General features: G+C 64.5%; 17 protein-coding genes, 1 tRNA gene and 1 pseudogene. 5 read left to right on the top strand and 14 right to left on the bottom strand.

Translation table 11 applies throughout. The features are described 5' to 3' along the window. Positions 1-8: 8 nt before the first annotated feature. From ACLHHB_RS00975 to fliL, 7 genes are read right to left on the bottom strand one after another with little or no spacing between them, the layout of a single operon-like run. A complete protein-coding gene (locus tag ACLHHB_RS00975) occupies positions 9-764 on the bottom strand; it encodes a flagellar biosynthetic protein FliR (protein ID WP_410216409.1) in 756 nt (251 codons plus the stop codon). Continuing rightward, positions 764-2863 carry a flagellar biosynthesis protein FlhA gene (locus ACLHHB_RS00980; protein WP_410216410.1) on the bottom strand — a complete coding sequence of 700 codons (2100 nt, stop codon included), beginning with the start codon at positions 2861-2863 and terminating at the stop codon, positions 764-766. Before ACLHHB_RS00980 ends, ACLHHB_RS00975 begins: the two co-directional genes overlap by 1 nt. Then, positions 2860-3135, bottom strand: a complete 276-nt coding sequence (locus ACLHHB_RS00985) for a hypothetical protein (RefSeq protein ID WP_410216411.1) — start codon at positions 3133-3135, stop codon at positions 2860-2862. Before ACLHHB_RS00985 ends, ACLHHB_RS00980 begins: the two co-directional genes overlap by 4 nt. Beyond that, positions 3132-3998 (bottom strand): flagellar motor stator protein MotA, encoded by an 867-nt coding sequence (gene motA, locus ACLHHB_RS00990; RefSeq protein ID WP_410216412.1) that lies wholly within the window; start codon positions 3996-3998, stop codon positions 3132-3134. Before motA ends, ACLHHB_RS00985 begins: the two co-directional genes overlap by 4 nt. A 10-nt stretch (positions 3999-4008) precedes the next feature. Then, positions 4009-4551 carry a MotE family protein gene (locus ACLHHB_RS00995; RefSeq protein WP_410216413.1) on the bottom strand — a complete coding sequence of 181 codons (543 nt, stop codon included), beginning with the start codon at positions 4549-4551 and terminating at the stop codon, positions 4009-4011. Beyond that, positions 4544-4897, bottom strand: a complete 354-nt coding sequence (locus tag ACLHHB_RS01000; RefSeq protein WP_410216414.1) for a hypothetical protein — start codon at positions 4895-4897, stop codon at positions 4544-4546. Before ACLHHB_RS01000 ends, ACLHHB_RS00995 begins: the two co-directional genes overlap by 8 nt. After that, positions 4894-5367, bottom strand: a complete 474-nt coding sequence (gene fliL, locus ACLHHB_RS01005) for a flagellar basal body-associated protein FliL (RefSeq protein ID WP_410216415.1) — start codon at positions 5365-5367, stop codon at positions 4894-4896. Before fliL ends, ACLHHB_RS01000 begins: the two co-directional genes overlap by 4 nt. 118 nt (positions 5368-5485) lie before the next feature. On the opposite strand from fliL, the gene fliF reads away from it, so the two are divergent. From fliF to fliP, 4 genes are read left to right on the top strand one after another with little or no spacing between them, the layout of a single operon-like run. Further along, on the top strand, positions 5486-7087 hold the full coding sequence (fliF, locus tag ACLHHB_RS01010; protein ID WP_410216416.1) for a flagellar basal-body MS-ring/collar protein FliF: 1602 nt from the start codon (positions 5486-5488) through the stop codon (positions 7085-7087). Beyond that, on the top strand, positions 7084-7659 hold the full coding sequence (locus ACLHHB_RS01015) for a hypothetical protein (protein ID WP_410216417.1): 576 nt from the start codon (positions 7084-7086) through the stop codon (positions 7657-7659). The genes fliF and ACLHHB_RS01015 overlap by 4 nt, the downstream gene beginning before the upstream one ends. Continuing rightward, complete coding sequence (locus ACLHHB_RS01020) at positions 7647-7904, top strand: FliM/FliN family flagellar motor switch protein (protein WP_410216418.1); 258 nt, start codon at positions 7647-7649, stop codon at positions 7902-7904. The genes ACLHHB_RS01015 and ACLHHB_RS01020 overlap by 13 nt, the downstream gene beginning before the upstream one ends. Continuing rightward, a complete protein-coding gene (gene fliP, locus ACLHHB_RS01025) occupies positions 7901-8602 on the top strand; it encodes a flagellar type III secretion system pore protein FliP (protein WP_410216419.1) in 702 nt (233 codons plus the stop codon). The genes ACLHHB_RS01020 and fliP overlap by 4 nt, the downstream gene beginning before the upstream one ends. A gap of 17 nt (positions 8603-8619) precedes the next feature. On the opposite strand, the gene dxs is transcribed toward fliP, so the two are convergent. The 6 genes from dxs to dapF all read right to left on the bottom strand — a co-directional run bounded on the left by dxs (position 8620) and on the right by dapF (position 14767). After that, positions 8620-10545, bottom strand: coding sequence for a 1-deoxy-D-xylulose-5-phosphate synthase (dxs, locus tag ACLHHB_RS01030; RefSeq protein ID WP_410216420.1), 1926 nt, complete (start codon positions 10543-10545; stop codon positions 8620-8622). A gap of 26 nt (positions 10546-10571) precedes the next feature. After that, positions 10572-11435: a polyprenyl synthetase family protein gene (locus ACLHHB_RS01035; RefSeq protein WP_410216421.1), complete on the bottom strand. Its 864-nt coding sequence runs from the start codon at positions 11433-11435 to the stop codon at positions 10572-10574. Continuing rightward, positions 11435-11671, bottom strand: coding sequence for an exodeoxyribonuclease VII small subunit (locus tag ACLHHB_RS01040; RefSeq protein WP_410216422.1), 237 nt, complete (start codon positions 11669-11671; stop codon positions 11435-11437). Before ACLHHB_RS01040 ends, ACLHHB_RS01035 begins: the two co-directional genes overlap by 1 nt. Further along, a complete protein-coding gene (locus ACLHHB_RS01045) occupies positions 11668-12588 on the bottom strand; it encodes a histone deacetylase family protein (RefSeq protein WP_410216423.1) in 921 nt (306 codons plus the stop codon). The genes ACLHHB_RS01040 and ACLHHB_RS01045 overlap by 4 nt, the downstream gene beginning before the upstream one ends. Positions 12589-12680: 92 nt before the next feature. Further along, positions 12681-13934: a tRNA (N(6)-L-threonylcarbamoyladenosine(37)-C(2))-methylthiotransferase MtaB gene (mtaB, locus tag ACLHHB_RS01050; RefSeq protein ID WP_410216424.1), complete on the bottom strand. Its 1254-nt coding sequence runs from the start codon at positions 13932-13934 to the stop codon at positions 12681-12683. Further along, positions 13931-14767 (bottom strand): diaminopimelate epimerase, encoded by an 837-nt coding sequence (gene dapF, locus ACLHHB_RS01055; RefSeq protein WP_410216426.1) that lies wholly within the window; start codon positions 14765-14767, stop codon positions 13931-13933. Before dapF ends, mtaB begins: the two co-directional genes overlap by 4 nt. An 85-nt stretch (positions 14768-14852) precedes the next feature. On the opposite strand from dapF, the gene ACLHHB_RS01060 reads away from it, so the two are divergent. Continuing rightward, a tRNA-Lys gene (locus ACLHHB_RS01060) sits at positions 14853-14928 on the top strand. Positions 14929-15259: 331 nt separating this feature from the next. On the opposite strand, the pseudogene ACLHHB_RS01065 reads toward ACLHHB_RS01060, so the two are convergent. Further along, positions 15260-15906, bottom strand: a pseudogene (locus tag ACLHHB_RS01065) (IS5 family transposase); the annotation flags it as partial. Positions 15907-16117: the final 211 nt, after the last annotated feature.

Below are 16117 nucleotides of genomic sequence, written 5' to 3' on the forward strand. Positions count from 1 at the left end.
CTTGCTCCTCAGGACCCTTCGGGCAGCATGAAGCCCATCACGGCATCCGCCCAGACGCCCACCAGCAGGGGGGCCAGCACTCCAAGTCCGAGCAGCGCCAGGAACACGGCCGCCGGCGCCCCGATGAAGACAACCGGCAGGGCCGGCATCACCCGGTTGATGACCCCCGTCAGAGCCTGATATAGAAACCCCCCCAAGGTGAAGGGCGCGGCCAGCATCATGGCCAGCCAGAAGCTGTCCCGCACCACGTTCACGATGCCCATGGACAGGGTGCCCACATCAGGCAAGGCCGCCGGCGGCCAGAGGCGCAGGCTGTCGGCCATCAGTTCGACCAGCATCATCGGCAGGCCCAAGGCCATCAAAACGGCGATGCCGGCCAGATGCAGCATGTTGCCGATCGGATGCGGCGCCGCCTCATTCTGGATGCCGATGATCTGCGACAGCGAAGCCGTTGCGGCGATGGCCGTGGCCGCGATATCCAGCGCAAGCGTCAGAAGACGCAGCATCGTGCCCGTGACAAAGCCCAGGATCATCTCGACCCCGATCTGGGACAGCAGACCCAAGGGCGTATCGGGCATCTCACGCAGGGGCACGGATCCGGCCAGAAGGGGGGCAATGGCCATGGCGATGGCAACCTTGACCCGGGAAGGGATGACGCGCTCTCCCAGCCCCGGCAGGATCAGCACACAGGCCTGCACGCGCACATAGACCAGCACCAGCGACCAATCCAGTCCCGGAAAGATCGCCTGAAGCTGGTCCCACATCACGCCGCCTCGATTGTTCCGAGAAGGCGCAGCTCGACCGAAGGATCGACCTCTTCCAGACCCAGCACCGGGATGGACATGCCGTTCGCCCCCAGAACGGCGCGGATCATCCGGCGGCGGTGGTCCGGGGCGACGATCACCGTTCGGGCCACCGGCTCGGACAGGGACAGCGCCCTGCGAACAGCCTCGATCATCGTTCGTGACATGGCGGGCGTCATCGCACCGCCCCCCGGGCGGCCAATCTCGGCATCGGCGCGGACGAACTCGGCCTCCCATGCCGGATGCAGTTGCAATGCCGCCATGCGACCGGCTTCGTCGGTGTATTGCTGCGTGATCTGGCCGCGCAAACGTTTACGGACCAGTTCATAGATCGTTTCGGCTGATTCGACGTGCCGGAATTCGCAGATGGCATCGACGATCAGCGACAGGTTGCGCACCGAGATCCGCTCCTCCAGCAGGGCCCTCAAAATGGCCAGCAAGGTTTCCGGCGTGACCTTCTCGGGGATCATGCTGTCGAAATACTTGCGATAGCGTTCGGCGCGGGTGCTGTCCGACAGTGTCTTCAGTTCCTCGATCTGGCGCTGCATGGCACCAAGGGTCAAAAGCGCGGGCAGGTTGCCCTTGACCACCTCCATCAGATGCGTCGACAGGACCTCCATCGGGGTTACGACCGTTGCGCCGATCGTGGCGGCCTCTTCCTGATCAGCGGACTGGATCCAGCGTGCTGGGCTGGAATAAACCGGTTCCCGCACGCTGATGCCCCCCAGTTCTGCCAACAGCGCATCGGGTCCGAGGGCCAGAACCTCGCTTGGCCGCAGCGTGCCGCGGCCGCGCACCACACCCTGAATGCGAATCTGGTAATCGTTCGGCGGCAGGTCGTCTGTATCCGTGATCCGGACATCGGGCAGGATGAGGCCGAAGCTGCGCGCGATATGGATCCGCAGGTTCGTGATCCGACTGCCCAGGCCACGCGCCTGATCCAGTGCGATCACGATCAGGTCCGAACCGATCTCGACGCTGATTTCGTCGGTGTCCAGCACGTCTCCGATACGGGCAGCCGGCCGGGGCGCGTTTTCGTCCACAAGATCGGCTGGCAGGGCATCCTGTGCCTGCGTCGCCTTGCGGCCGATCCGCCAGGCCAGAACACCCATGGCCAAAGCGATTCCCATGAACAGCAATTGCGGCATGCCCGGCACGAACGAGATCACGATCATGGCGGCCGACACCATGGCTGCAGGTTGCCAGCTTCGGGTCAGCTCGCCCGACAGAAGGTTCGCGGTCGTATCCGTCGCGCCGCCGCGCGACAGCAGCAAGGCTGCCGCCATCGATGTGATCAGGGAGGGGATCTGGCTGACGAGGCCATCGCCGATCGTCAGATGAGAATAGGTCGAGGCGGCCTCGCTCAAGGGCATCCCGTGGACTGTGATCCCGACGGCAAGGCCGATGCACAGGTTGATCAACGTGATGACGATGCCCGCAACCGCATCACCCTTCACGAATTTTGAGGCCCCGTCCAGTGATCCGAAGAAGCTGATTTCCTGCTGCTCGCGGACACGGCGCCGCTTGGCCTCGTGATGGTCGATGGCACCGGCATTCAGATCGCCGTCAATTGCCAGCTGCTTGCCTGGCAGCGAATCCAGCGCAAACCGGGCGGCAACTTCGGCCATGCGCCCCGAGCCCTTGGTGATGACCATGAAGTTCACGACCGAAATCACGGCGAACACCGTGATCCCGACCAGGATCGATCCCCCTGCCACGAAATCGGCAAAACCGTTGATGACCTTGCCGGCCGCCTCTTTTCCGTTCTGCCCCTCGGTCAGGATCAACCGGGTGGATGACACGTTCAGGGAAAGGCGAATGACCAGACTGACCAGCAGCAGCACGGGGAAGGCTTGAAAATCGGTCGGCTTGTCGACCAGTGAAGCCATTACAAGCACCAGCGTTGCCACCGCAATGGACAGGGCAATCCCGAAATCCAGCACACCTGCCGGCAGCGGAATCACCAGCGAGATCACGACAAGAACAAGCCCGCCCGTCACCAGCAGAGGAGCATCGAGATACTTGGAGGATTTTCCGGGCAGGGTGGCGATGGGTGTCATTCACCAGGCTCCGTTGTGACAGGAGGGCGCAGAAGATCATCCAGCGTCCAGGGCCTGTCGGTTAAAAGTCCGATTCGGCGCAGATAGGCGATCGACCGGATGCGGTCTGCGCTTTCCATCTGCATCAGCGTCACCCGATAGTCGCGTGGCAGGCTCTGCCCTGCCAACAGCCACCCGGAAGCCACTTCGGCAAAGGCGTCAAAGGTTGGGGCCGGAGCCGCCGTAGAGTTGAGGCCGACTGCAAGAAACAGGATGCCGACGCCAAGCATCATGCGGCCTTCTTCAGTTCGCGCAGGGCGCCTTCCAGCGTGTCAAAGGTGGGGCGGACATGCTCTGGCACTGTCTGGCGTCCCACTTCGACGCAAAGCGTCGTGGCGTGCTGATGCAGACCGGCCACCAGAACCGACTTGATCACTTCGTAAAAGCCCAGGTCATGCTTGACCACGCTGCCCAGGCGGTTGGCCAGGGGGGCAACGAAGCCATAGGACAGGAACACCCCCAGAAAGGTCCCCACCAAGGCGCCGCCGATCATGCCGCCCAGCACGGCGGGCGGCTGGTCGATCGATGCCATGGTCTTGATCACGCCCAGCACGGCAGCGACGATGCCCAGAGCGGGCAAAGCGTCGGCCATGGTCTGCAAGGCGTGTGGGACGTGCATCTCCTCTTCGCGCAAGACAGCGATGCGGCGCGACAGCATGTCCTCCACCTGATAGGGGTCATCATAGTTCAGGCTGGCGGACCGCATCGTGTCCGCCACCAGCGAGACGATGTTGTGGTCTGCAGCCAGCCGGGGATAGGCGCCAAAGATGGGCGACTCGCTCGGGTTCTCGATATGCTGTTCCAGCGCGACGGGATTTTCACGCGCGATCTTGAGCAGCTGGAACATCAGGCACAGGACATCCTGATGATCCTGTGCCGTCCACTTGGGCCCCTTGAAGGCGCGGACCAGCCCGCCCGGAGTCGTCTTGAGGATATGGGTGTCGTTGCCCAGAAGATAGGCGCCGACGGCCGCGCCCATGATCATCATCATCTCGAACGGCAACGAGTGCAGGATCACGCCCATCTTGCCGCCGGCCAGAAGATACCCGCCAAACACCATGGCGAGGGTCAGAAAGATACCGACGAAACCGAACATGTTCTTGTCCTTATGGATTGCGGACGCTGCGGGCGCCCATCTGGGCGGTCAGCAGCGCAGCCTGGCGAGGTTCGACCGCGGCAATGATGCGGGCGCCGGTTTCAGGCTGGACCCGCATCAGGATCTCGGCCGCAAAGTCGGCGGGAAGATTGGTCAGAATGGCGGCAGCCTCGGCGGGCTTCATCTGGTCGTAAACCGCGATCAGGCGGTCGATGTCGCTTCGCAAAGCTTCGGTATCGCCCTGCTGGCGCGTGCGCATCCCGTTCTTCTGGGCCTTCAGCTCATCAAGCCGCGCCCGTAGCGTTTCCTCCGCCGCCACCAGATCCGCCTTGCGGCTGTCGATCGCGGCCATATAACGCTCGATCCGCAGGGCGCGGTCGCGCAGCTCCTCGGCCAGGGCGACGGCTTCGGGAACATCGGTGCAGCCTTGCAGCATCTCGGGCGGGCCGGCGACGGCAGCAAAGAGGCGCGACAGGTCCTGATCCTTTGCCAACATCGCCCCGGCCGGCAGGGCAAAACCCAGCGCCAGGATCGGCAGAAAAGCCTTAGCCATGATTCACCTCGGGCTTCTTGCGCAGGCGGCGGCCCATCGTAACGGGTGCCGGGGCCTCGGTCGCGGCAACACCGATGCGCTGGCGCAGGTCCCAGATGGCCCGTTCCCGACGTGCGGTCTCGATCTCTTCGGCCAACCCTTGGCTGGCCTTGGTCGCTTCATCGCGGGCCGAACGGATGGCACGCTCCAGCCGGTCGACTTCCGCTGCCATGATGGCGATGGCGCCCCCGAGGCCGCTTTCCAGATCGTTCAGCTTGCGAAGGCGGCGGGCCAGCGACATGCAGAATCCGGCAAGGCCAAGGCAGGCGACCAGCAGCATGGCCTGCAACAGATGTTCAAAGGTCATTTGAAGCGAAACTCCGTGATCAACAGGTCCTTGACTGGCCCCTCGCCCAGAACGAAGCGGGTGCGGGTCACCAGTTCGGCGCGGATGACCTCCAGCACGCCCCGCTTGTCATAGGCGGCGGGATCGACACCCGAAAGAAAGGTGGTGAACGCGTCCGAGACGCGCGGCATCAGGTGCAGGATCTCTGCCTTGTGGGCGCTGTCGGTCTCGATGGCGGCAGACACGATCAGGCTGCGTGTCCGTCCACCGGGTACAAGGATCTCGATGGTGGGAATGTCCACGAATTCGACCGCCGGCACCGCGTGAGCCGCCTTGGGGGCGGGTCCCGAAAGCATCTGCGACGGTGACCAGACGCCAAGGTAGGTCGATGCAAATCCGCCGCCGCCCACCACAAGCGCAGCCAGCAGCGGGACCAGCATCTTCTTCTTTCCGGGCGCCTTTCCGGCGGGCTCTGCGACTGCGTCGGTCATCGTGATTCTCCGTCCTGACAAGACGGAAATAACAGCTTGCGACTAACCGAATCTTAACACGGCCCATGTCATCCAACCCTTGGAAAGACGACGACCCGTTGATTCGAAAGGAACGGTTTTGCAAAAACTGCAGGACTACTGGCTCGAGCGAAGCTCACAACAGAAAATGATCCTCGGGGGTGCCTTCCTGGCGGTCTTCCTGGCGGTTGCGGGGTTCGGCTGGCTCGCCAGCCGGACCAGCATGGCATTGATCTATGGCGGACTGGACGCGGCGCAGGCCGGCGAAGTCATTGCAGGGATCGAACGTGCAGGCGTTCCTTACGAGGTGCGAGGGGATGCGATCTGGGTCGAAGCGGCCCAGCGTGACCGTCTGCGCATGGATCTGGCGGCCCAGGGCTTGCCGGCCGCGTCCAGCACGGGGTACGAGCTGCTGGACGGCATGTCCGGTTTCGGCACGACCTCGCAGATGTTCGATGCCGCCTACTGGCGCGCAAAGGAAGGCGAACTGGCCCGCACGATCCTGGCACTGCCGAATGTGCAGACGGCTCGTGTGCATCTGGCCATCGAGACCGGCCGCGGCTATCGGCGCGATCAGAACGGCAGCGCCTCGGTAACCCTGACAACCAACGGCCAGCCCGTCAGCCGCGAACAGGCGGCGGCGTTGAAGTACCTGATCTCTTCTGGCGTACCCGGCATGCAGCCCGAGCGCGTGACGGTGATCGATTCGCAGCGCGGGATCATCGCGGCCACCGAGGATCGCAGCGGCGCGGACCGTGCAGTCGAGATGAAGCGCAACGTCGAGCGCATCCTCGAGCCGCATGTCGGTGTCGGGAACGCCATCGTCGAGCTGAACCTGGATCTGGTGACGGAAACCGAACTGCTGACCGAGCAGCGGTTCGACCCGGAGCAGCGCGCGCTGATCTCGACCGTGACCGAGGAAACGTCGGATCAAAGCAATTCGTCCGGCGCAGGTCCCGTCACGGCAGCCTCGAACCTGCCCGACGCGCAGGAGCAGCCTGGCGACACCAGCCAGTCGAACCGATCTGAAAACCGCCAGCAGGCCAATTACGAGGTCAGCCGCGTGACCCGCGAACTGTCACGCCAGCCGGGTGCGACGCGCCGCCTGACAGTGGCCGTGCTGGTCAACGGCATTCCCCAGACGGATGCCCAGGGACAGACTGTTCTGGTTCCGCGCCCTGATGCTGAACTGACCACATTGCGCGAACTGGTCGCTTCGGCCGTGGGCCTGGACGAAACGCGCGGCGATCAGCTGACCGTCAAGTCGCTGCCCTTTGCTGCGCTGGGAGAAGGCAGCACGGCAGCCAAGCCCGGCTTCATGGATCGCCTGGCCCTGAATGACCTGGCGCGGGTCGCGCTGATCGGTCTGTTTGCACTGGCCGTGATCTTTGTCGTCATGCGGCAGATGCGCCGCGGCCGTCAACCGGCGCCTGCCCCTGCGCCCGCCCTGGACAACAGCCTGCCGCCTCCGCTGCCGCCGCTGAACGGCGCCATCGACGACATGGGCATGGGTATGGGCATGCCGATGATGTCGCAGGAACCCTTCATGGTGACGCCGCTGCCCTTGGGCGCCGATCCGCAGCAATTGTCCCTGCCCCCGGCCGACCCGGTGGCCCGTCTGAAATCGATGATGCGCGACCGGCATGAGGAAAGCGTCAAGATCTTGTCCGGTTGGATCGACAACAAGGAGAAAGTGAATTGAGCCTCGCCCTCTTCAAGCTGGAATCCTTCACCAATGCCGTCCCGGCGCCTGCGGCCGAAATCGCCTACACCCGCCGCGACCTTGATCAAGCCTATGCGGAGGGTTTTGCCGAAGCACGCGCCCAGGCCGAGGATGCCGAACTGCGCGCCTTGGGCGCCGGATTGGGACAATTAGCCTTGGCGCTTGCCGATGAAGAGACGCGCCGCGCCTCGTTGCGTCAGGAGGCGGTCGAGGCCCTGGCGCCCATCCTGACGCAGGTTCTTGACCTGATGGCGCCACCCTTGGCCTCACGTCGCCTAGAAGAGGCGCTGCGGGCCGAACTGTCGCGCCTGGCCAGCCGCGGCAGCGCACTGATCGCCCGTGTCACCTGCAGCGACCGCCTGCGCCCCATGGTGGAGCGCTGCCTCGCAGAGGCCGGCCTGAACGGCATCCAGATCGATCCTGCGCCTGCCGACCACATCATCGTGACCACGCAAGGGGGCCGGATCGAACTGGTCCCCGACACCATCGCCGGGGACCTGCGCGCCCTCATCAGCGAAATCAAAGAGGATGAAACAACATGGACGCACTGACGCATCTGATCGACACCGACAGCATCCAGGTGGAGGTGACGATCCGCCTTGGCCGGACCCGCCAGACGGTTTCACAGCTTTCCGCCCTGCGCCCCGACGATATTCTTGTGCTGGATCAGGCGATCGAGGACGGGGTCGAAATCTGCGTGGGCGACAAGGTCATCGCACGCGGGGAATTGACCGGAGACGGCACCACCGAGGATCGGCTGTGCGTCCGTGTCCTGGGCGCGACGGGGGCGGCGTGAGGCAACTGGCCGTCCTGATCGCACTGGCTCTTCTTCCTGTCCCTGCCATGGCGCAGGGGCTGGAGGAGGCTCTGGGTGCGGGTCTTGGTGAAAATGCGGTCCTGATCGTTCTGGGCCTTACCGCGCTGTCCCTCGCGCCGGGAATCGCCATCATGGTGACGGCGTTCCCGTTCATCGTGACCGTCCTGTCGATCCTGCGACAGGCCATCGGGCTGCAGCAGTCCCCTCCGAACATGCTGATCGTCAGCCTTGCCATGTTCCTGACCTGGTTCATCATGGATCCGGTCCTGCGCGAGGCTTGGCAGGTCGCGGGACTGCCATTGCAGCAAGGCCAGATTGGCATTGCCGAGGCCTTTCAGCGCGGTATCGTGCCGTTTCAGGACTTCATGTCGGCCCGCACGGATCCGGACACCTTGGCCACGATGGCGGAGATCGCGCCTGGCGCGGGTCCCGCGGACCGCCTGTCGGTGCTGGTCCCGTCGTTCATGCTGTCCGAGATCCAGCGCGCCTTCGAGATCGGCTTTCTGATCGCCCTGCCCTTCCTGATCATCGACCTTGTGGTATCGGCGGTCCTGATGTCGATGGGCATGATGATGGTGCCACCGGTGGTAGTCTCCCTGCCCTTCAAGCTGGCTTTCTTTGTTGTGGTTGACGGATGGGGCATGATCGCAGGGGCATTGGTGCGCAGCTACGGCTGACGCACCATCCCCTGCGGTCAACCCAGATCGCCGCGGCGCGCCTTGAGTGTTTCGATGCCCAGAACAGACAGGACCTTGGCTTCGATATGCTGTGCGTTCAGGGCCGAGGTATCATACATCGCCATCGGCGCATCATGATCCACGAACGCATCCGGCAACACCATCGAGCGGAAGCGCAGTCCGCTGTCGAAGACGCCCTCCTCCGCCAGAAGCTGCGCGACATGACTGCCAAAGCCGCCGACAGCGCCCTCCTCGATGGTGATCAGTGCCTCGTGGTCCCGCGCCAGTTGCAGGATCAGGTCGCGGTCCAAGGGCTTGGCGAAACGGGCATCCGCGACGGTGGGCGTGATGCCTCGCGCCTGCAACGCCTCGCGGGCGGCCATCACCTCGGACAAACGCGTCCCGAAGGACAGGATCGCGACCGTTTTGCCTTCGGCGATCATGCGACCCTTGCCGAGTGGCAGCACCTGTCCCCGTTCTGGCATCTCGACGCCGGTGCCCTCGCCCCGGGGAAAGCGGAAGGCGATGGGACCGCCGTCATGGGCTGCGGCCGTGGCGACCATGTGCACCAGTTCGGCCTCGTCAGCGGCGGCCATGACAACAAATCCCGGCAGGTTCGCCAGGAACGCGATGTCGTAAGCACCCGCATGGGTCGGTCCGTCCTGGCCCACCAGACCGGCCCGGTCGATGGCAAAGCGCACCGGCAGGTTCTGCACCGCCACATCATGGACGATCTGGTCATAGCCGCGCTGGAGAAAGGTCGAATAGATCGCGCAGAAGGGCTTCATCCCGCCCGCGGCCAATCCGGCCGCAAAGGTCACCGCATGCTGTTCGGCAATGCCCACGTCAAAGCAGCGGCGCGGGAAACGCTGCGCGAATTGCTTGAGCCCGGTGCCATCCGGCATGGCCGCCGTGACGCCCAGGATGCGATCGTCACGGCCAGCCTCCTCGATCAGGGCCTTGGCAAAGACAGCCGTATAGCTGGGAGCGTTGGACTTGGCCTTGGCCTGAACACCGGTCACGACATCGAACTTGCCCGTTGCGTGGCCGCGATCGGCCGCTGCCTCGGCGGGGGCATAGCCCTTGCCCTTCTTCGTCACCACATGGATCAGCACCGGACCATCTGCCCGCGCCCGAACCGTACGCAGCAGCGGCAGCAGCATTTCCATGTCATGGCCATCGACGGGCCCAATATAGGAAAAGCCAAGCTCCTCGAACAGGGTGCCGCCGACCGTCATGCCTTTCAGCATCTCCTTGGCGCGCCGGGCACCCTCCTGCAACGCTTCGGGCAGCATGCCGACGGCACCCTTGGCAACCGCCTTGAGTTCCTGAAACGGACCTCCGGCATAAAGCCGCGTCAGATAGGAGGACATGGCGCCGACGGGAGGCGCGATCGACATCTCGTTGTCGTTCAGGATCACGAACAGGCGCTTGCCCTCGTGTCCGGCATTGTTCAGCGCCTCATAGGCCATGCCCGCGCTCATGGCGCCATCGCCGATCACGGCGATCGCATCGCCCGGATCGCCGCCCAGCTCGCGCGCCATCGCGAACCCCAGCGCAGCGCTGATCGAGGTCGAGGAATGACCTGCCCCGAACGGGTCATAAGGGCTTTCGGCCCGCTTGGTGAAACCCGCCAGACCGCCGCCCATGCGCAGGGTCCGGATGCGGTCGCGGCGCCCGGTCAGGATCTTGTGGGGATAGCACTGGTGGCCAACGTCCCAGATGATCTTGTCGCGCGGCGTGTCGAAAACCGCGTGCAGGGCGACGGTCAGTTCGACCACCCCCAGCCCTGCGCCCAGATGGCCGCCGGTCACGCTGACCGCGCTTATCGTTTCCGATCGCAGTTCATCGGCCAGATGCCGCAGTTCGGCATCGTTCAGCGCTTTCAGGTCGGACGGCAGCGACACGCGGTCCAGCAGCGGCGTCTTGGGTCGGTCGGTCATGGCTGGCCCTCCTCCGGGGCGGGCGATCAAGTATCGCGCTCGATAACGAAACGCGCCAGCTGACGCAAGTTTCCGGCAGCTGCGCCATAGTCGCGCAGGGCCTCGGTGCTGACGGCGACAAGGCGTTCGGCCTCGGCCCTGGCACCTTCCAGCCCCATCAGCGACACAAACGTGGCCTTGCCCGCGCCTGCATCCTTGCCGACACGCTTGCCGGTCGCAACCTCGTCCCCGGTCACATCCAGGATATCGTCGGCGATCTGGAAGGCTAGCCCGATTGCATCGGCGTACTGGTCGAGATTCGTCGGATCGCCCCCCGCGATCAGGGGTCCCGCAATGCCGGCAAAGCGGATCAGTGCGCCGGTCTTGCCGCCTTGCAACTGCTTGACCTGGTCAAGGTCCAGCGGCGTTCCCGCCGTTTCGGCGGCAATGTCCAGCGCCTGCCCCCAGACCATCCCCTCGGCGCCGGCCGCGCGCGACAGTCCGGCCACCAGACGCAGACGGGCTTCGGCGGTGCCGATGCGGTCATCGGTCAGCAGCTGGAAGGCCAACGTCTGCAACGCATCACCCGCCAAAATCGCCGTTGCCTCGGACCAGCGGACATGGACCGTCGGCTGCCCGCGGCGCAGGTCGTCATCGTCCATGGCGGGCAGATCGTCATGAACCAAGCTATAGGCATGCAGAGCTTCGATCGCTGCGGCAACCGGCAGCGCGGCCTGATCCGGAACGCCATGCAGCCGCGCCGATTCCATCACCAGAAACGCCCGCAGCCGTTTGCCGCCCTTCACGGCATAACGCATCGCATCCGCCAACTCGCCCTGCGGCAGCGCGTCGATCGCGTGGTCCAGTTCCGCCTGAACGGCATCCGCCACCCGCGCCAGACTGTCCTGCATCACAGGCCCTCGGCCGGCTCGGTTCCCATGGGCTGGCCATTGGCCGCCAGCGTGATCTTTTCGACCCGCGCCTCGGCCTCGCGCAGGCGGGCTTCGCAATGCGCGCGCAGGGCGGCGCCACGCTCGTACAGCGCGATCGACTCCTCCAGCGTGGCCTCGCCGGTTTCCAGCTTGCCGACCGTGGCCTCCAGCTCGCGCATGGCCTCCTCGAAGGAGAGGGTCTTGATATCGCTCATACTGCGGCCTCCATCAGCGTCTTTACATGGGCCCGCACCGAACGTCCCAAGGCTGGCAGATCATAACCACCTTCCAGACAGGATACCACCGGGGCACCGCATTCGGCCGCCATGTCGCAGATGGCACGCGTGATGGCGGCGAAATCGTCCTCGTCCCATTCCAGCTGCGCCAGCGGATCGGCCTCATGCGCGTCGAAACCGGCCGAGATGACGACCAGTTGCGGCCGATGATCGCGCGCCTGCGTCAGGATGTCCGTCCAAGCCGCACGTGCCAGTCCGCCGTCCGATCCCGGTGGCAGCGGCGCGTTCACGATCTGCCCATGCGCCCCTGTCTCTGATGCGGCGCCCGTGCCGGGATAGAGCGGCATTTGGTGGCTGGAGGCAAAAAACGCCCGCGGCTCGTCCCACAACAGATCCTGAGTCCCGTTGCCATGATGAACATCGAAATCCAGGACGGCAACGCGCTCCAGTCCGTGATGATCCAATGCCCGCATAGCCGCGATGGCAGCGGTGCCCAGCAGGCAAAAGCCCATGGCCGTTTCCCGCTCGGCATGATGACCCGGGGGGCGCATGGCGACAAAGGCGCTTTTGGCTTCACCCGCCAGAACGGCATCCACCGCCGCGCAGGCCCCGCCCGCGGCACGCAGCGCCGCCTCGAGGCTGAGGGGGGACTGATAGGTGTCGGCATCCAGCATCCGCACGCCGTGTTCCGGCGCACCGGATCGCAGGGCTTCCAGATAGCGCGCCGGATGACACCGCAGCACATCGGCATCCTCCGCAAGCGGAGCCTCGCGGCGGTCCAGGTCCAGATCCTCCAGAGCCCCCTGCACCGCCGCATATCGGGCCACCTGCTCGGCATGGCCATCAGGTGTCCGATGCGCCGCCGCGCTGTCATGGCTCCACAAGATCACGCTCATCGGCTTTCCTCCCCCTGTTTGTGCGGGCAGGCTAGGATGCGTCGCACCTTGGGGGCAAGGCTGCATATCCGAATGCCGCGAAAGGCACAGGGTCAGGCCGTCAGGCGCTGCCCGTCATGCCCGGAAATGCGCAACCCCATCAGCGTGCCTTCGGGCTGATCGTCCGCAAAGGCCACTTCGGTGAATTGCTCGGTCCGCCCCACGCGGGGCCCTTCGGTCAAAACCCGATGCATCCGGCCTGACTGCGCCTCCAGGTGCGCGTGAAGCGCTGCATCACCGACCGCCCGCAGTTGTGCCGCCCGATCGCGAATCACGGGGCCCTTGACCGCCGGCATGCGCGCCGCCGGTGTCCCTTTGCGGGCCGAGAACGGAAAGACATGCAGGAAGGTCAGCCCGCAATCCTGAACCAGCTTGACCGAGTTCTGGAACATTGCCTCAGTTTCGGTCGGAAAGCCCGCGATGATGTCGGCGCCAAAGACCATGTCCGGGCGCAACCGGCGCGCGTCCTCGCAGAAGCGGATGGCATCGTCACGCAGATGCCTGCGCTTCATCCGCTTCAGGATCATGTCATCACCGGCCTGCAGCGACAGGTGCAGATGCGGCATCAGGCGCGGCTCGGTCGCGATGGCCAGCATCAGGTTCTCGTCCGCCTCGATCGAGTCGATGCTGCTGATCCGCAGGCGCGGCAGGTCCGGCACCAGCCGCAGGATGCGCATGACCAGATCGCCAAGGCGCGGCGTACTGGGCAGGTCCGCACCCCATGAGGTCAGGTCCACCCCGGTCAGGACAACCTCGTTGAAGCCGCGACCCACCAGGCGCTTGATCTGCTCGACCACCACGCCGGCCGGGACGCTGCGCGAATTGCCGCGGCCAAAGGGAATGATGCAGAAGGTGCAGCGGTGATCGCAGCCGTTCTGGACCTGCACATAGGCGCGGTGACGGCCGAACCCGTCGATCAGGTGGCCCGCCGTTTCCTTGACCGACATGATGTCGTCGACCAGCACCTTTTCCGTGTCGCCGATCAGGTCTGGCGCGCGCAGGCCGGCCCAAGTGTCGGGCTGCATCTTCTCGTGGTTACCGATGACCCGCGTGACTTCGGGCATGGCGGCAAAGGTTTCGGGCTCGGTCTGCGCCGCGCAACCGGTCACGATGACAGGCGCACCGGGGTTTTCGCGCGCCAGACGGCGGATTTCCTGCCGCGCCTTGCGGACGGCCTCGGCGGTCACGGCGCAGGTGTTGACCACGACAGCGCCGGACAGACCGGCCGCTTCGGCCATCTCGCGCATGGCCTCTGTTTCATAGGCATTCAAACGGCAACCGAGGGTCGAGAAAACAGGCGCACTCATGACAGCCACTCCGGGTCCAGGGTGCCGCGAAAGACCAGCGCCGTCGGCCCTTCCATCCAGACACCATCATCGCGCCAGTCGATCAGCAGGCGCCCCCCGGGAACGGCAACCATCACGCGCCGCCCCGTCAGACCGCGCCGCGCCGCCGCCACGACCGCGGCGCAGGAGCAGGAGCCCGAGGCCAAGGTGACTCCCGTCCCTCGCTCCCAGATGCGCAGAACGATCTCATCGCGCGACAGGACCTGCACAACCTCCACATTCGTGCGCTGGGGGTAAAGGGGGTGGTGCTCATGCATAGGGCCGAACGATCCGAGGTCGACCGCCGCAGCATCCGGTACAAAGAAGGTCACATGCGGGTTGCCCATGCCGGTCGCAGCCGGATCCCCATCGATCGGCAGGTGATCGATGTCGACGGCCTGTGCCAGCGGAATGGCCTGCCAATCCAGAACGGGCGGGCCCATGTTCACCCGCGTCAGCCCGCCCCCTGCATCCTCGGCCAACAGCAGGCCGTGATCGGTGCGCAGCCGCAACGAAGTTTGCTCGCTCTCGTTCATCAGCAATCGCGCAATGCAGCGCGTCGCATTCCCGCAGGCAGAGCTGAACGAGCCATCGGCGTTCCAGAACACCAGCCGCGCATCGGCATCCGCACAATCCTCGATTCCGGCAAGCTGGTCGAAGCCAACGCCGCGGTGGCGATCGGCGATGCGTGCAACCAGACCCGCGTCGGGCCGGGTCCTCCCGCCGCGCAAATCAAGGATCACGAAATCATTGCCCAACCCGTGCATCTTGAGGAAGGGCAGGCCGGAAGAGGATGCATGCGTCATGGCGGCCATATAGGCGTCACGGAGCGATTCCACCAGCGTGTTCATTTTTCTGCTTGACGCCACCGGCTACCCCCCCTAGGAAGCGCCTCGTGATGGGCCCATAGCTCAGTTGGTAGAGCAACTGACTTTTAATCAGTGGGTCACAGGTTCGAATCCTGTTGGGCTCACCACTGACATCCAGGTCGCTGGTCATTCAGCTTGAGCACTTTGGTCAAGTTGTTGGGCACTTTTTCGGCGAACCTTTTGCATTATCTGCGCAGCTTACAGCAGCAGGTACGATGTAGTGCGGTATAGTGATGGATCGCTCCGTTTCTGATGCCGGCTCACAGTTGATCGGACGCTTGCTGGTTGACCCCGTCGCGAAGATATGGGCCGCCATCTGTTTGTCGGTGGCGAGGCCAATGCAGCTTCTCACTCTGGATGACCTCGGATCGGCAATGTTGCAGAACTTATCGCTGACGCAAGATTCTCCCTTACTCCGTTGAGCTCAGGCCACGCGCTGATCTCGGCAGTGCCGAGTGCGTTGAAGCGGTTCATGAGGGCGACGCGGATGTGGATTTCGGCTTTCTGCCTGTCCGGGTCTGGCGAGGCGATCCGCTCGCCGAATTGTTTGAGGCAACGCATCTTTGCCTCGATTCGACTTCGGACATGATAGCCGGACCAGTGCTTCCCAGTTCGCCCGGCCGAAGCGCCTGGCTGTCCGGAGAATGTCGTTGCGGGCACGGGCAGCGAGGCAGTCTTCCTTCCAGAGGCGGCCGTTCTTGCGGATAGGTATGATGGCCGTGCCGCCGCGATCCGAGATTGCGGTGTGGCATCGCCGGGGGGCGAGGGCACTGTCGCCGGTCACGGTGCCGATCTGTTCATCGGCCGGGATCTGATCCAGCAGGTCAGGCAGCACAGGGCTGTCACCTTCACGGGTCGAGGTGAATTCCACACCTCGGATGTCGCCGGTGGCTGTATCCATGGCCAGATGGATCTTGCGATACTGGCGCCTGCGATGCGTGCCATGCTTGCGCGCCAGCCATTCGCCATCGCCCAGGAACTTGATACCGGTGCTGTCGACCAGCAAGCCATGCCATGTCCTTGTCCAGCCAGATCAGCAGCGACCCGCGCCGCCTCAGGGCGGCGTTGTTGGACTTCCAGTTCATCGTGCGGTAGCGGGCAGCCTCGGGTTTGCTCCTGCCGAGACGCTTACCGTACCAGCGTGGGCGCGTTAATCCTCCGGCAGTCGACTTCTGCAACATGTGTAACCGCCCCAAGCGCAAGAGGGATTTTGAAGCTGATCCTGGCGCATCATCGGGTGCTGACATGTGTCCGGCCTCATGATGCGGCGTTCCACATGCCGCAGGGCCCGTATGG

The organism is Paracoccus sp. (in: a-proteobacteria), assembly GCF_046462195.1.
GTDB lineage: Bacteria > Pseudomonadota > Alphaproteobacteria > Rhodobacterales > Rhodobacteraceae > Paracoccus.

Excerpts from the sequence above, each read along its gene's own strand:
- ACLHHB_RS00980 (WP_410216410.1), bottom strand. The coding sequence starts at position 2,863 with ATGACACCCATCGCCACCCTGCCCGGAAAATCCTCCAAGTATCTCGAT.
- ACLHHB_RS01045 (WP_410216423.1), bottom strand. The coding sequence starts at position 12,588 with ATGAGCGTGATCTTGTGGAGCCATGACAGCGCGGCGGCGCATCGGACA.
- ACLHHB_RS00985 (WP_410216411.1), bottom strand. The coding sequence starts at position 3,135 with ATGATGCTTGGCGTCGGCATCCTGTTTCTTGCAGTCGGCCTCAACTCT.
- fliL (WP_410216415.1), bottom strand. The coding sequence starts at position 5,367 with ATGACCGACGCAGTCGCAGAGCCCGCCGGAAAGGCGCCCGGAAAGAAG.
- mtaB (WP_410216424.1), bottom strand. The coding sequence starts at position 13,934 with ATGAGTGCGCCTGTTTTCTCGACCCTCGGTTGCCGTTTGAATGCCTAT.
- dxs (WP_410216420.1), bottom strand. The coding sequence starts at position 10,545 with ATGACCGACCGACCCAAGACGCCGCTGCTGGACCGCGTGTCGCTGCCG.
- ACLHHB_RS00975 (WP_410216409.1), bottom strand. The coding sequence starts at position 764 with ATGTGGGACCAGCTTCAGGCGATCTTTCCGGGACTGGATTGGTCGCTG.
- dapF (WP_410216426.1), bottom strand. The coding sequence starts at position 14,767 with ATGGCCGCCATGACGCATGCATCCTCTTCCGGCCTGCCCTTCCTCAAG.
- ACLHHB_RS01035 (WP_410216421.1), bottom strand. The coding sequence starts at position 11,435 with ATGCAGGACAGTCTGGCGCGGGTGGCGGATGCCGTTCAGGCGGAACTG.
- ACLHHB_RS01040 (WP_410216422.1), bottom strand. The coding sequence starts at position 11,671 with ATGAGCGATATCAAGACCCTCTCCTTCGAGGAGGCCATGCGCGAGCTG.
- ACLHHB_RS00995 (WP_410216413.1), bottom strand. The coding sequence starts at position 4,551 with ATGGCTAAGGCTTTTCTGCCGATCCTGGCGCTGGGTTTTGCCCTGCCG.
- ACLHHB_RS01020 (WP_410216418.1), top strand. The coding sequence starts at position 7,647 with ATGGACGCACTGACGCATCTGATCGACACCGACAGCATCCAGGTGGAG.
- ACLHHB_RS01000 (WP_410216414.1), bottom strand. The coding sequence starts at position 4,897 with ATGACCTTTGAACATCTGTTGCAGGCCATGCTGCTGGTCGCCTGCCTT.
- motA (WP_410216412.1), bottom strand. The coding sequence starts at position 3,998 with ATGTTCGGTTTCGTCGGTATCTTTCTGACCCTCGCCATGGTGTTTGGC.